The 14,984-nt window shown below is 73.7% G+C and carries 10 protein-coding genes; 8 read left to right on the top strand and 2 right to left on the bottom strand.

Annotated features, from left to right (window positions below; all coding sequences use genetic code 11):
- Nucleotides 1-21 precede the first annotated feature (21 nt).
- From J4557_RS37535 to J4557_RS37515, 6 genes are all read left to right on the top strand, one after another.
- Nucleotides 22-1,545 (top strand): LolA-like protein, encoded by a 1,524-nt coding sequence (locus J4557_RS37535; protein ID WP_208271555.1) that lies wholly within the window; start codon nucleotides 22-24, stop codon nucleotides 1,543-1,545.
- A gap of 64 nt (nucleotides 1,546-1,609) precedes the next feature.
- Nucleotides 1,610-1,756 carry a putative leader peptide gene (locus J4557_RS52265; protein WP_360740877.1) on the top strand — a complete coding sequence of 49 codons (147 nt, stop codon included), beginning with the start codon at nucleotides 1,610-1,612 and terminating at the stop codon, nucleotides 1,754-1,756.
- A gap of 326 nt (nucleotides 1,757-2,082) precedes the next feature.
- Entirely contained in the window at nucleotides 2,083-3,924 is a 1,842-nt protein-coding gene (locus J4557_RS37530; RefSeq protein WP_208271554.1) for a 2-oxoacid:acceptor oxidoreductase subunit alpha, read from the top strand.
- A gap of 79 nt (nucleotides 3,925-4,003) precedes the next feature.
- Nucleotides 4,004-4,996 (top strand): 2-oxoacid:ferredoxin oxidoreductase subunit beta, encoded by a 993-nt coding sequence (locus J4557_RS37525; protein WP_243776981.1) that lies wholly within the window; start codon nucleotides 4,004-4,006, stop codon nucleotides 4,994-4,996.
- Nucleotides 4,997-5,233: 237 nt separating this feature from the next.
- A complete protein-coding gene (locus J4557_RS37520; protein WP_208271552.1) occupies nucleotides 5,234-6,517 on the top strand; it encodes a SecDF P1 head subdomain-containing protein in 1,284 nt (427 codons plus the stop codon).
- Between the two features lie 49 nt (nucleotides 6,518-6,566).
- A complete protein-coding gene (locus J4557_RS37515) occupies nucleotides 6,567-7,556 on the top strand; it encodes a LysR family transcriptional regulator (RefSeq protein WP_208271551.1) in 990 nt (329 codons plus the stop codon).
- A 99-nt stretch (nucleotides 7,557-7,655) separates the two neighbouring features.
- Here the strand turns inward: J4557_RS37515 and J4557_RS37510 are convergent, their stop codons facing one another.
- Together J4557_RS37510 and J4557_RS51900 are read right to left on the bottom strand one after the other, a co-directional pair.
- The gene (locus tag J4557_RS37510; protein WP_208271550.1) at nucleotides 7,656-8,483 is read right to left on the bottom strand and encodes a YceI family protein; all 828 of its coding nucleotides are present in this window, start codon (nucleotides 8,481-8,483) and stop codon (nucleotides 7,656-7,658) included.
- Between the two features lie 80 nt (nucleotides 8,484-8,563).
- The gene (locus J4557_RS51900; RefSeq protein ID WP_208271549.1) at nucleotides 8,564-11,206 is read right to left on the bottom strand and encodes an MFS transporter; all 2,643 of its coding nucleotides are present in this window, start codon (nucleotides 11,204-11,206) and stop codon (nucleotides 8,564-8,566) included.
- Between the two features lie 122 nt (nucleotides 11,207-11,328).
- Between J4557_RS51900 and J4557_RS37500 the strand changes: the two genes are divergently transcribed.
- Nucleotides 11,329-11,937, top strand: coding sequence for a TetR/AcrR family transcriptional regulator (locus J4557_RS37500; RefSeq protein ID WP_208271548.1), 609 nt, complete (start codon nucleotides 11,329-11,331; stop codon nucleotides 11,935-11,937).
- A gap of 417 nt (nucleotides 11,938-12,354) precedes the next feature.
- Nucleotides 12,355-14,844 (top strand): alpha/beta fold hydrolase, encoded by a 2,490-nt coding sequence (locus J4557_RS37495; protein WP_208271547.1) that lies wholly within the window; start codon nucleotides 12,355-12,357, stop codon nucleotides 14,842-14,844.
- Nucleotides 14,845-14,984: the final 140 nt, after the last annotated feature.

Genomic DNA, 14,984 nt, shown 5'->3' with positions numbered 1-14,984 from the left:
CGTCGGGCATTCTTATGGCTTGTGAGCGCTGATCAGGACGACCCTTCCCCGGAGTCCGCACCTGGCCGGCCCGCACCGGACGACGTCCTCGTCGCCGGCGGCCCGCCCCGGACCGCACCCGCCGCGCCGCCGCCCTCGCCGGCGCCGGGCGCCACCGCGCCGGACGGCCTCCCGCACCACGGCCCGGCGCCGCAGGACGCGGGCATGTACCCGCAGGACGCGGGCATGTACCCGCAGGACGCGGGCGTGCCTCCGCAAGCCCCCGGAATGCCCGGGGACCCTGGGATGCCCGGGATGGCCGCGCCTCCCGGGATGGCCGGGATGCCGCTGCCGCCCGGGATCGGCGGGCCGCCGCCGCACGGCGGTCGGCTCAGGAAGCGGCTGGCGACCGGCGCGGGCGTCGCCGTGGTCGTGGCGGCCGCCGCGACCGTCGCCGTGGTGTTCATCTCCGACGACGACGGCCCCGGCAAGCCCCGCCCGAAGGCGTCGTCCACCGCGCCCTCGGCCTGGGCGCTGGAGGCGGGACGGCAGCTCACCTCCGGCCCCGGGTTCCGCTACCAGGGCACGCTGACCGCCGCGAACGGCCGCCCCGTCCAGGCCGACCTCCAGGTCACGGCGGCGGGATCGGCGGTCGGCACGCTGACCGCGGGCGCGCTGAGCGCGGAGGTCGTGGCCGCGGGCGGCGGCACCTACATCAAGGCCGGCACGCAGTTCTGGCGCGAGTACGCGGGCGAGAGCGCGCATCCCGACAACTACGCGGGCCGCTGGTCGAAGGCGCCCGCCGCCGTCCCCGGCTTCGACGTCCCGGACGTGCTGGGCGCGCAGGCGATCGCGAAGACGCTCACCAGGGCGCCCGCGAAACCGCCCACGGAGACCGTGAACGGCGTCCGCGCCTACAAGATCAAGACGTCGGCCGCGAACTACCTGCTGTCGTCGGCGGCGCCGTACCGGCTGATCGCCGTGCAGGCGGCCGGCGCCGACGCCGCCCGGTTCGGCGTCGCCGACCTGCCGAGCCCCGCCGCGCTGTTCGCGCGGCTGCGGCCCCGGGTGAAGGCGCTCGCCGGCGCCGCCGACCCGAGCCTGCACTTCGCCCCCGGCAAGCTCGCCTTCGTCAACTGCGACCAGAACACGGCGGGCTGCACGGTGCGCGTCCCGGCGACGCTGTCGTCACCGGACACGGTGCCGGACGGCGCGCGCGCGGCGCTGCACGCGTCGATCACCAGCCGCGGCACGCCGCTCGGGTCCTGCACCGCGTCCGCGCCGGTACCGTCGGACCGGTCGTCCGTGCTGACCTGCACCGTCGCGGGACGGGCCTGGCGGGCGTGGGTGAAGTCGGCGCTCGACCACCCCGGCTCCTACCCGTACTCGGCGCAGGCCCGTGTGGTCGGCGAGGCGCTCACCGCCGCGGACGTCAGGACGCTGCTGGCGAAGCTCGACAAGGAGCGGAGCGCGGTGGTGAAGAGCACTCTGTCCGGCGCGCCGGAGAAGTCCGGCGCCCCGACCGGGCCGCGCGCCGCCGGGACGGGCGGCACCACCCGGCCCTGAGGCCCCCGCCGAGGGGCCGGGGCCGGTTGAACAGAACGAAATTCAGCCTGTCTACACTGCGGCTGTGAACTCCGTGCCCTCGGGGAGCGACGGCTCCCCGGCCCATCCCGCCCGGCTCGTCAGGCGGCTGCACGTCGATCTGTGCCGGCTGGCGAGCGCCCTGTGTTCAGCGGTGAACCCGGGGACCCGTCCGGCTCGTAGCACCGGTTAGGACCTGCCCGGATCCGGCCGGGACGCGTGATCTCCCACCCGAGGTGATAACCCTTGAAGTACGGGGTCATGACCTCCCCGAGGGCGGGATGTCGCACATGACGGGCGGAGCGACGGCCGCGGTCTGCGCCTCTCGGACCACGGCCGCCGCCGGCGGAGAAGCAGACGGCACCGGGACGCACGCCCGGCGCCGCCGTACCGCCGAGCGGCCCGATCCCCGAGACCAGCATTCCATCCCGGACATACCATGAAGGTAAGCCTTAGTAGCATCACGATCCTGGGTGCCTCCCCCAGGACGGGTGCTGCGCGTCGAGGAGGTCTTCCTCTGTGACCAAACAGGTCCAGCAGCTCGACCGCGTCATCATCCGCTTCGCCGGGGACTCCGGTGACGGGATGCAGTTGACCGGCGACCGCTTCACCCAGGAGACGGCGGCGTTCGGCAACGACTTGTCGACGCTGCCGAACTTCCCGGCCGAAATCCGCGCCCCCGCCGGGACCCTCCCCGGCGTGTCCAGTTTCCAGCTGCACTTCGCCGACCACGACATCCTCACGCCGGGCGACGCGCCCGACGTGCTGGTCGCGATGAACCCGGCCGCCCTCAAGGCCAACATCGGGGACCTGCCCCGCGGGGCGGACCTGATCGTCAACACCGACGAGTTCAGCAAGCGCAACCTCGCGAAGGTCGGCTACGCCGCCGACCCCGTCGCCGACGGCTCGCTCGCCGAGTACCGGGTGCACGCGCTGCCGCTCACCTCCATGACGGTGACCGCGCTCGAGGGCTACGACATCTCCAAGAAGGACGCCGAGCGCGCGAAGAACATGTTCGCGCTCGGGCTGCTGTCGTGGCTGTACGACCGTCCCACCGAGGGGACCGTCGGCTTCCTCGAGCGCAAGTTCGCCAAGAAGCCCGAGATCATGAAGGCGAACATCGCCGCGTTCCAGGCGGGCTGGAGCTACGGCGAGACCACCGAGGCGTTCTCGGTGCAGTACGAGGTCAAGCCGGCCGAGCACGAGGCCGGCCTCTACCGCAACATCACCGGCAACGCCGCGCTGTCCCTCGGCATCGTCGCCGCTGGCGTGCAGAGCGGCCTGCCGGTCTACCTCGGCTCCTACCCGATCACCCCGGCCTCCGACATCCTGCACGAGCTGTCCAAGCACAAGCGGTTCGGCGTCCGGACGTTCCAGGCCGAGGACGAGATCGCCGCGGTCGGCGCGGCGCTCGGCGCCTCGTTCGGCGGGTCGCTCGGCGTCACCACCACCTCCGGCCCCGGCATCGCGCTGAAGAGCGAGACGATCGGCCTCGCCGTCGCGACGGAACTCCCGCTGCTGGTCATCGACGTGCAGCGGGCCGGGCCGTCCACCGGCATGCCGACGAAGACCGAGCAGGCCGACCTGATGCAGGCCATGTACGGCCGCAACGGCGAGGCGCCCGTCCCGGTCATCGCGCCCCAGTCCCCCTCGGACTGCTTCGACGCGGCGCTGGAGGCGGCCCGCATCGCGGTGACGTACCGCACCCCCGTCATCCTGCTGTCCGACGGCTACCTCGCCAACGGCTCCGAGCCGTGGAAGCTGCCGGACGTGGCGGCACTGCCGAAGATCGAGCCGAACTTCGCGGCCCCGTCCGAGGAGGGCTTCGAGCCGTTCCGGCGCGACCCCGAGACCCTGGCCCGCCCGTGGGCGGTCCCGGGCACCGCCGGCCTGGAGCACCGGATCGGCGGCCTGGAGAAGGCCGACGTCACCGGCAACATCTCCTACGACCCGGCCAACCACGACACGATGGTCCGGCTCCGCCAGGCCAAGGTCGACGGCATCGCGAACGACATCGCGCCGCTCGCGGTCGACGACCCGTCCGGCCGGGCGCGCGTCCTCGTGATGGGCTGGGGCGGCACCTACGGCGCGATCTCCGCGGCGGTCCGGCGCGTCCGGGCGGAGGGCCGCGACGTGGCGCAGGCGCACCTGCGGCACCTCAACCCGTTCCCCGCGAACCTGCCGGAGGTGCTGCGCTCCTACGACAAGGTCATCGTCCCCGAGATCAACCTCGGCCAGCTGTCGATGCTGCTGCGCGGCCGGCTGCTGATCGATGTCATCGGCTACAACCAGGTCCGGGGCCTGCCGTTCAAGTCGGAGGAGCTGCAGGACGTCATCCAGGAAGTGATCGACAGTGAGTGACACCAACGGAAACGGCGCCGTGAACGGAAACGGACGCAGCCTGCTCTCCCTGGTCCCCAAGACCGACGAGAAGCAGACGATGAAGGACTTCAAGACCGACCAGGAGGTGCGCTGGTGCCCCGGGTGCGGTGACTACGCGATCCTCGCGGCCGTCCAGTCCTTCCTGCCCGAACTCGGGCTGCGCCGCGAGAACATCACGTTCATCTCCGGCATCGGCTGCTCGTCGCGGTTCCCGTACTACATGAACACCTACGGGTTCCACTCGATCCACGGCCGCGCGCCCGCGATCGCGACGGGCCTCGCCACGTCCCGGCCCGACCTGTCGGTCTGGGTCGTCACCGGCGACGGCGACTCGCTGTCCATCGGCGGCAACCACCTGATCCACGCGCTGCGCCGCAACGTCAACCTGAAGATCCTGCTGTTCAACAACCGGATCTACGGGCTGACCAAGGGCCAGTACTCGCCCACCTCCGAGACCGGCAAGATCACCAAGTCGACCCCGATGGGCTCGCTGGACGCGCCGTTCAACCCGCTGTCGCTGGCGATCGGCGCCGAGGGCACCTTCGTCGCCCGCACCATCGACTCCGACCGCAAGCACCTGCAGTCGGTGCTGCGCGCCGCCGCCGAGCACCGCGGCACCGCGCTGGTCGAGATCTACCAGAACTGCAACATCTTCAACGACGGCGCGTTCGACCCGCTGAAGGACGCCGCCGTCCGCGACGACATCACGATCCGCCTGGAGGACGGCGAGCCGATCGTCTTCGGCGCCGACCGGCAGAAGGCCCTGCGCCGGACGCCGTCGGGCTCGTTCGAGGTGGTGAACGTCGCCGACGTCCCCGCGTCGGACATCGCGGTGCACGACGCCGCGAACCCGGACCCGTCGATGGCGTTCGCGTTGTCGCGGCTCGACCAGCCGGCGTTCGAGCACACCCCGATCGGCATCTTCCGCAACGTCGACCGCCCGTCCTACGACGAGCTGATGCGCGCGCAGGTCGAGGAGGCCGTCGAGACGCAGGGCGCGGGCGACCTCGCCGCGCTGCTCGCCGGCGGCGACACCTGGCGCATCGACTGACGCACCGCCGGAGTGCCCGTCCCCCGGTCGGGCACCGGCGCCGTCGGCGTTCCGGAAAGCCCGTTCCCGCATACCGCGGGGGCGGGCTTTCCGCGCTTCGGAACCGCGCGGACGGGGCAGTGTTCATCACGGGATGAGCAATCGGCGATCGTTGGCCGGGTTCGGCCGCGACACGATGCGGGACACCGTCTCATCCTGAAAGACTGTCGCAGATCTTGTCAGCCCGGGGAGGTGACGATGCGGGTCGTTCCGCGCCGCAACAAGGGTCGTCGGCAGGCAGAGGACACCGCCCCGCCCAGCCCTCCCCCGGCGGCGACCCCGGACCGTCCGCTCGCCTGGCCGCCGCCGCCCGCCCCTCTCCTCGACCCGTCCGAGCGGTCCGCCGCGTCCGCGGACACGGCGCCGCTCGAACAGCGCGCTCCGGACGAGCAGCGCACTCCGGAGGAGCAGGACGCGCCGCGCGAGCAGGACGCGCCGCCCGAGCAGGCAACGCTGCCCGAGCAGGCCACGGCGCCCATGCCGTCCGTCTCACCCGAGCAGGCTCGGCCGGCCGAGCCGGGCGCGCGAGCCGAGCAGGACGACCCGCAGGGGCAGGACGCGGCGCGAGCGGGCGAGCCCGTGCCGTTCGGGCGGGGCGGGACGGTCCCGTCGCCGGCCCAGGCGCTGGGGCAGGACGATCTCACCGGCCGGACGCCGCCGGAGCCGGAGCCGTTCGAGCCGGTGCCCGGTCCCACGCTGATCCCCGAGCCGGAGGGGCCGCCGCCGGCCGGGCCGGCGCGGGCGGTGGGGTTCACGCCGCCCGAACGGCCGGGACCGGTTCCCGCGCGCGGCCCGGAGCGGTCCACGGCGGTGCTGCCGGTGCCCGAGATCCCGGACGCGGACCGGCGGCGCCGGGCCCGCGCCGAGCAGCGGCGCCGCGCGGCGGCCGAGACCAAGCGCAGCCGCGCCGCGCGCCGGCAGGGCCTGGCGTACCGGGAACGGCCGGTCCCGGAGCCGGTCCAGGCCGCCGACCAGCACCGGTCCGCGCTGGTGATCATGGTGTTGACGCTCGGGCTGCTGATCGCCGCCGTCGCGGTGACCGGCGGCATGATCGCCTCGTCCATGCGGACGCAGCCGGTGACGCTGGCCGCCCCGCTGCACGTGTACCCGGTGACGCAGGCGGCGCCGGGGCAGTGCCCGGCCGGGACGCCGGGGATCACCGGGCAGTCCGCCGGCGGCGTGACCTGCTACCGGCTCGCGCAGGGCATCGCGATCCACAAGGTCGCCGACCTGCGGGTGCAGAGGTCGCGCGGGTCGTCCTCCGGGTACGACGTGGCGCTCACGCTCCGGCCGGTGGACCGGCAGGCGTTCGCGCGGCTGACCAGCGCGACCGTCGGCCGCGACCTGGCGTTCGTGGTCCGCGACCGGCTGATCACCCTGCCGCGCGTCGACATGCCGATCAGGGACGGGAAGGTCGTGGTGACCGGCTCGCCGACCCGGTCCGCCGCGGACACCCTCGTCCGCGAGCTCAAGGGACGCTGACGGGCCCGCGCTTTGGCCCGTCCGGCGGTCGTCGGGCAGGCTGGACGGCGTGGACCTGGATCTCGCGCAGGTGCGGGCGTTCGTCGCGACCGCCGAGCAGTTGCATTTCGGGCGCGCGGCGGGCGAGCTGTTCCTCACCCAGCAGGCGCTGTCGAAGCGGATCGCGCGGCTGGAGGACGTCCTCGGCGTGCGGCTGTTCGACCGCACCGGGCATTCGGTGCGGCTGACGGCGGCGGGCGAGCGGTTCCTGGAGCCGGCGCGGCGCGCGCTCGCGGCGGCGGACGACGCGATCGTGGCGGCACGGCGCGACGACCGGCCGCTGCGCCTGGACGTGTGGGGCCACCTGTTCGACCCGATGCGGACGATCCGGCGGGTCGTGGCGCGCCGTCCGGACCTGCCGATCGAGCCGAACCTGAAGCGGGGGCTGTCCGAGGTCGTCACGGCGCTGCGGCGCGGCGACGGCGACGCGGGCTTCGGCCGCGTCCACGCGCTGGACGAGCCGCTGCCGGACGGGCTGGCGCACCGGCTGGTGCGGCTGGCGCCGATGGCGGCGGTGATGGGCGCGGCGCATCCGCTGGCGGGCGCGGCGGCGCTGCGTCCCGCCGACCTGGCCGGTACGACGGTGTGGTTCCCCGCCGAGATCGGCAGGCTCGACTTCCTCGACCGGTTCCTGGCCGAGTTCGGGCTGTCCGGCGAGTTCGGCGGGGTCAACCTCGGGCTGGACTACTTCCTCGACCACCTGCGCGAGGAGCCCGGGCACGTGTCGCTGCTGCCGGCGGACGTGGCCGTGCCGGCGGACGTCCGGTCGGTGCCGCTGACCGATCCCGTCCCGCTGTACTCGTGGTCGCTGATCTGGCGGGCCCGCGAGCAGCATCCGGTGCTGCGGGCGCTGCTCGCGGAGTTCGCGGCGGCGGCGCGGGAGCACGGCTGGCTGGACTACGACCCCGCTCTGCACTGGCTCCCGGCCACCGAACTGGACGCCCGCCCCCTCAGCGCCGCGGGACGCCCCCCGAGGACGTCCCGCCGAGCGCGAGCCTGACGGGCGCCTGTCACTCCGCCGAAGCACCAGCCTGACCGGCGCCCTCCGCTTGCGCGGGAGCCCTCCGCTTGCGCGGGCGCCCGCGTCTTCAGGTGCCGGTCAGGCCTGGGGCAGCTCGGTGCCCTGGACGGCCTGGATCTCCAACTCGACCTTCAGGCTCTCGCCGACCATCGCGATCCCCGCCTCCAGGATCTGGTTGTAGCGGATCGCGAAGTCGGTGCGGCGCAGCTCCGCCGTCGCGCGGAACGCCGCGCGCGTCCCGCCCCACGGGTCGCCGCCGCTGCCGAGGAACAGCATGTCCAGGTCGACGGGGTTGGTGATCCCGTTGAGGGTGAGGCGGCCGTGGACCGTCCAGCGGTCCGGGCCGGTCGCGGTCAGCCCCTCGCCCTCGTAGGAGATCACCGGGTGCTCGTCGACGTTCATGAAGTCGGCCGAGCGCAGGTGGTCGTCGCGCAGCTTGTTGCCGGTGTCGATGGACGCCGCCTCGATCCGGGCCGTCACCCGGGACGCCTCCACCGGCTCGGTGATCTCGATGCTCCCCTCGAACGCGGCGAACCGGCCGCGCACGCTGGACAGCCCGAGGTGCTGCGCGACCGCCCCGACGTTCGAGTGCGCCGGGTCGATCGTCCACGGGCCGGGCGGCGGCAGCTCGGTGCCGCCCGCGCGGGCCAGCACCAGCGTGCCGAGGTCCGCCGCGCCGGACGCGTGCACGATCAGCGTCGACGCCGTCGGCTGGAACCCCATCGCCGTGACGATCACCGTGTAGGTGCCGGCGGGCAGCGGACCGGCGGCGAGCACGCCGTCCTCCCCGGTCTGCTCCCGCGCGACCTGCCGGCCCGCCAGGTCCGTGACCGTGACGACGGCGTGCCGCACCGCCCAGCCGTCCTTGGTCCGCACCGATCCGCGCAGACCGCGCCTGTCATCCATCAACGACCCGCACTCCAGTCTCGTGGCTCGTGTGATTGCGTCGGCCGGGGCCGCCCGGTCGGGCGGCCCCGGGACCGGTCCTACTCGTCGGGGTAGCCGAGCTCCAGGTCGTGGTCGTCCAGGCCGCCGCCGGCGAGCGACAGCCCGCTCGCCACCGGCGGGTAGCCGGACGCGATGACGGTGTACTGGCCGCCGGTCAGGTCGGTGAAGGCGTACTCCCCGTCCGGACCGGTGATCGCCATCGCGACGACGTTGCCGGCCGCGTCCACCAGCGTGACGCGGGCGTCGCCGACCGGCTCGCCCGCGTCGTTGCGGACCGTTCCGCGGACGCGGGCGCCCGCGGGCAGCTCGACGTCCAGCCGGGTCTGCCCGCCGCCCGCCACCTCCACGGGGAGCGCGACCGGGCGGTGCGCCGCGGCGCTGACCGCGAGCGTGTACGAGCCGGTCATGACGTCCTTGAAGACGTACCGGCCGGACGCGTCGGTGCGGCCGGTGCCGACGACCTCGCCGCGCACGTCGGTGACGACGACCATCGCGTTCGCGATCGGGCTGCCGTCGGCGCTGCGGACCGTCCCGCCGAGGCCGCCGTTGCCGGCCAGCATCAGGTCGAACTCGACCGGGCGGTCGCCGACGACGAGGGTCGCGGCCTGCGGCTCGTGCTCGCCCGTCGCGGCGATCAGCACGTAGGTGCCGGGGCCGGGGGTCGGCAGCGCGTACCGGCCGTCGTCCTGGGTGATCGCGCGGCCGAGCTGGTGCCCGTCCACCCCGATCAGCGTCAGCGCGGCGGACGGGACGGGCGCGCCGTCGCCGGCGCGGACCACGCCGCGGACGGGGACGCCGCCCGCGCCCTGCCGCGTGAGCCCGTCCTGCGCGAAGGCGTTCTGCTGCGCGAGGAGCCGGGCCTGCGCGGCCGGATCGGCCACCGGGGACCCGCCGGGAGCCGCGGCCATGCCGTTGGACGACGGGCCGTCAGCGGGCATTTCGTTCATCGCCATCTCCTTGGGAACCGCACCTGCCCCGACCGACGCCAGCTGCTGCTCCGCGGCCGGCTGGTGGCCGCGGGCGTGCCTGCCGACGGCCGTGGCGGCGCCATTGGGGGGCACCGGCGTGGACGGCTGGGCGTCCACCGGCGGGGTGGCGGGGGCCTGCGGGGCCTGCCTGCCCGTGCCGGCCTTGCCGCGCAGCGGCAGTTCCTTCATCGCCAGCACGGTGATGAGGCCGACGACCGCGACCGGCACGCCGAAGATGAAGACCTGCTCCAGCGAGTTCGTGAACGCGGTGAGGACGATCGACTTGAACGGCTCGGGCAGCGCGTGCACCTGGGCGGGGGTGCCGAGGGACCCGCCGCCCTTCGGCATCGGCAGGTGCGCCTCGCGCAGCCCCTTGGCGAGCTCGCCGGGCAGCTTGTTGTTCAGGATCGCGCCGAACGCGGCGACGCCGACCGCGCCGCCGAGGTTGCGGAAGAACGACACACCGGACGTGGTGGACGCCAGGTCCTCCATCTTCGCGGCGTTCTGCGCGGCGAGGATGAGGATCTGCAGGGTGAGGCCGAGCCCGACGCCGAGCAGCGCGAGGTAGCCGCCGATCTCCACCTTCGACGAGTCGACGTGCAGCCGCGACAGCAGGTACAGCCCGGCGCCCACGCACACCAGGCCGATGATCGGGTAGATCTTGTACTTGCCGGTCCGGGTGACCAGCTGGCCGGACCCGATGGAGGCGATCAGCATGCCGACCACCAGCGGCAGCGTCATCAGGCCGGACGTGGTGGGGCTCAGTCCCTTGACGATCTGCAGGTACTGCGGCATGTAGATCATGACGCCGAACATCGCCATGCCGACGCAGAGCGAGCCGAGCGAGGTCAGCACGAACGTCCCGTTGCGGAACAGCCGGGGCGGCAGGATCGGCTGCCGGGCGGCCCGCTCGGCGAACACCGCCGCGACCACCAGCACGACCGCGATCGCTCCCAGCGCGTACGTCCAGGTGGAGGCCCACTCGAACTGGTTGCCGCCCATCGACAGCAGCAGCATCACCGCGGTCGCGGCGCCGGTGATGGTCAACGCCCCGAACACGTCGATCCGCGTGTCGCGCTTCACCTTCGGCAGCTTGAGCACCTTCTGGATCACCGCGAAGGCGACGATGGCGAGGGGGACGCAGACGTAGAAGCACCAGCGCCAGCCTAGACCGTCGGCGTCCACGAGGAACCCGCCGAGCAGCGGCCCGGCGACGGTGGCCACGCCGAACACCGCGCCCATGTAGCCGGAGTAGCGGCCGCGCTGCCGGGGCTCCACCACGTCGCCGAGGATGACCTGCGCCAGCGCGGACAGCCCGCCGGCGCCGAGGCCCTGGACGGCGCGGGCCGCGATCAGCATGCCGATGTTCTGGGACAGCCCGCCCGCCACGGACGCGACCACGAAGATCAGGAGCGCGGTCTGGAAGGAGAGCTTGCGGCCGATGATGTCGGAGACCTTGCCCCACAGCGGGGTCGAGGCCGTCATCGTCAGCAGGGTGGCGCTGGCCACCCACGACAGCTGGTCCTGACCGCCGAGGTCTCCGACGATGGTCGGCAGGGCCGTGCTGACCACCGTGGACGAGATCATCGACGTCAGCATCGCCATCATCAGGCCGGAGAGGATCTCCAGGATCTGGCGGTGCGTGTACTGCGGTCTCGCTTGCTCTGGCGCCGTCGGCCCGGCCGACGGCGCCACGCTCGCTTGAGCCACCATGCCCCCATGGAACGTAATTACCTGTGTTTTGCATATATGCTATGTAGACGCTTGTTTACTTGCAACTCGGGGCATACTGGGGCGATTCGGTGATCCACACGGGGACGGATCGGGGTTCGATGATGAGCGTCGAGCAGGCCGAGCAGCGCGAACACCGGAAGCGCGACCGGGAGGCGACCCGCCGCCGCATCCTGGACGCCGCTCGCGACCTGTTCGGCGAGCACGGTTACGAGGGCGTCACGGTCCGCATGATCGCCTCCGCCGCCGACGCCAACACCGCCCTGGTCAACCGGTACTTCGGCTCCAAGGCCGCGCTGTTCGGCGAGGTCTTGGCCGGCGAGTCCGCGCTGCGCGGCGTCATCGCCGGCGACCCCGCCGGGCTGCCCCGCCGGCTCGCCGAGCACTTCGTCCGGCAGGCCTCCCTGCACCGGGTGACGCCCATGGCCCGGATGATCGACCGCTCCGCCGGCAGCCCCGAGGTCAAGCAGATCCTGCTCGGCTACCTCGAAGACGTGATCATCGAGCCCCTCGTCGCGCAGCTCGAAGGCCCGAACCCCCGCGCCCGCGCCCTGCTGGCCTCCACGATCATCATGGGCGGCGGTCCCGTCCGCCGCCTGCTCGGCCTCAACGACCTGCGCAGCGCCGACCCGGCCGAACTCACCGACCGCCTCACCGCCATGTTCACCGCCGCCCTCTCCCCCTGCTCCCCCGCCCCGCCCCACTCGGCCTAATCACCACCCACCCCTCAGGCCCAACGGCCGAGCAAGCACGCACGACCGGAAGTCAGGGCGCCGTCAGCCCGCATCCCCGGGCCACGCGCGAACGCAAGGCACATACGGCAAGAGGCACCGCACGGCGCGAAGACACCGGCGTCGTCGACACAGCCGGCGTGAAGGCACCGGCGAGGCCGTGGCGCTCGCCGGGCGCGCGGTGGCCCGGACGCGGCGGGAGCGGTGCCGTCGGCACGGCGCGCGTGGTGTGCGCGATCCGCGTTCCCGCGCAAAGAGAGGGTGGAACTGGTGCGGGGTTGGCGGGGGCCGGGTACGCCGGGGGGTGTAACGGCGGGACGGTGCGTACAGCGCCGGGCGCAGGAGAGATCGGCGCGAGGGTGGAGCGGCGCGCGGCGGGCGCGCGAATAGGCTGCTGTCATGACGGTGGGGGGCGCGATCCGGGCGCGATGGGGGAGGACGGGCCGCCGGGCGCGCTGGACCGCCGCCGGGTCCGCCGTGGCGTTGGCGGCCGGGGCCGCCGTCTGGGGTGTCGGCGCCGACGGGCCGCCCCGCGTGAACACCGTCGACCAGCGCGTCCAGGTCGTCGACGGCCCGCACGACGACCAGCGTGTGATCCTCGACACCACCTTCTACAAGCCGGTCGGGCGTGGGAAGGCACCGGCGATCATGCTGGGGCACGGGTTCGGCGGCGACAAGTACGACGTCGCGGGGGAGGCGCGCGCGCTGGCCCGCGACGGCTACGCCGTCCTGACCTGGACGGCCCGCGGGTTCGGCGCGTCCACCGGGCAGATCGCGCTCGACTCGCCCGACTACGAGGTCAAGGACGCCCGGCAGCTCATCGACTGGCTGGCGAAACGTCCGGAGGTGCGGCTGGACGGGCCCGGCGACCCGCGCGTCGGGATGACCGGCGAGTCCTACGGCGGCGCGATCGCGCTGATGACCGCCGCCTACGACCGGCGCGTCGACGCCATCGCGCCGGAGATCACCTGGAACAGCCTGCCGGACGTGCTGTTCCCCGACGCCGCCGGCGCCGGACCCGAGAACGGCGTGTTCAAGAAGCTGTGGGCCGGCGTCTTCTTCAACAGCGGCTCCCGCGGCGCCGGGTGCGGACGGTTCCTGCCGTCCCTCTGCGCCATTTACCAGAAGGTCGCCGAGCAGGGCGGCCCCACCGCCGACGCCGTCGCGACGCTGCGCCGGTCGAGCCCCGCCTCCGTCGCCGACCGGATCAAGGTGCCGACCCTGCTCGTCCAGGGGCAGTCCGACTCGTTGTTCCCCCTCGACCAGGCCGACGCGAACGCCCGGGCCATCGCCCGCAACGGCGCGCCCGTCTCGGTCGTCTGGTATCAGGGCGGGCACGACGGCGGCGATCCCGAGACCGGCCGCGTGCGCGGGCTCGTCCGCGACTTCTTCGACGCGCGGCTCCGGCACGCCGGGGCGCCCGGCACCCGGTTCACCGTGACCCGTGCGGGCGGCCTCGACTCCTCCACGCAGCGGGTCGTGGTGCAGGAGGCGAAGGCCCGCACGTACCCCGGCCTGTCCGGCGACCCGCAGCACCTCCCGCTGGACGGGGTCGAGCAGACGATCCACAACCCGGCCGGCGGCACCCCCGCGGCGGTCTCCGCGCTCCCCGGGCTCGGTGCGTTGGGCTCGCTCGGATCGCTCGGCGCCTCGGGCGGTGGTCTCCCCGCCGACATGCCGGGGCAGACCGCCACGTTCGACACCCGTCCGCTCGATCACCCCCTCCGCATCACCGGCGCCGCCACCGTCCGCCTCAAGGCCGCGAAGGACACCACCACCAAGGACCCGGCGGCAGGCGGACCGCTTTTCGCCAAGCTCTACGACGTGTCGCCGGACGGCACCGCCGCCCCTGCCCGGCGCATCGCCGCGCCCTTCCGGGTGACCAGCGGCGAGATCACCGTCACCCTGCCCGCGATGGACTACCGGTTCGATCGCGGCCACCGCCTCCGGCTCGTCGTCGCCACCACCGACATGGGCTTCGCGACTCCGCCGCAACCCGCCGCGTACCAGGTGCGCGCCGTGTCGGAGCTGACCGTCCCGACGGACTCATCCCTGGTCACGGCGCCCACCCCGATCCCCACCTGGGTGTGGATCCTGCCTCTGGCAGGGCTCGGGATCGCCGGCGCGCTGCTCCTCGGCGTCCGCCGCGGCCGGTCCCGCGAACACGACACCGACGTCCCCCTGGAGATCACGGGGCTCACCAAGGCGTACAGGAACGGCCACCTCGCGGTCGCCGACCTGTCGTTCCGGGTCGAGAAGGGCCAGGTGCTCGGCCTCCTCGGCCCGAACGGCGCGGGCAAGACCACCACCCTCCGCATGCTGATGGGCCTCATCCACCCCGACGCCGGCGAGATCCGCATCTTCGGCCACCGCGTCACCCCCGGCGCGCCCGTCCTCGCCCGCCTCGGCTCGTTCGTCGAGGGTCCCGGTTTCCTGCCGCACCTGTCCGGACGCGACAACCTGGACCTGTACTGGCGCGCCACCGGCCGGCCCGCCGCGGACGCGCACATGGACGAGGCCCTCGCGATCGCCGGCCTCGGAACCGCCCTCGACCGCGCCGTCCGCACCTACTCGCAGGGCATGCGGCAGCGCCTCGCCATCGCGCAGGCGATGCTGGGCCTGCCCGACCTGCTCGTCCTCGACGAACCCACCAACGGGCTCGACCCGCCGCAGATCCGCGAGATGCGCGAGGTCCTCGTCCGGTACGCGGCCGCGGGCCGCACCGTGATCGTCTCCAGCCACCTGCTCGCCGAGGTGGAGCAGACCTGCACGCACGCCGTCGTCATGGCCGGCGGCCGCCGCGTCGCCGCCGGGCCCGTCGCCGACATCGTCGGCTCCGGCCGCCGGCTGGAGGACGCCTTCCTGGAGATCATCGGAGAGACCCCATGACCGCCCGCGAGGACGACCCCGCCTCCAGCAGGACGACGGTGACCGACACGACGCCGGGACACGCGACATGACCACGTCGAGAGAACCGAAGGCAGGCGGGACGGCCGCCCCTGGAGAGACCGGGCCAGGCTCACCGCCCC

Source organism: Actinomadura nitritigenes (assembly GCF_017573545.1).
Taxonomy (GTDB): Bacteria; Actinomycetota; Actinomycetes; order Streptosporangiales; family Streptosporangiaceae; genus Spirillospora; species Spirillospora nitritigenes.
The sequence above is the reverse complement of the archived record's forward strand: the minus strand, read 5'-3'. Positions and strand labels throughout refer to the sequence as shown.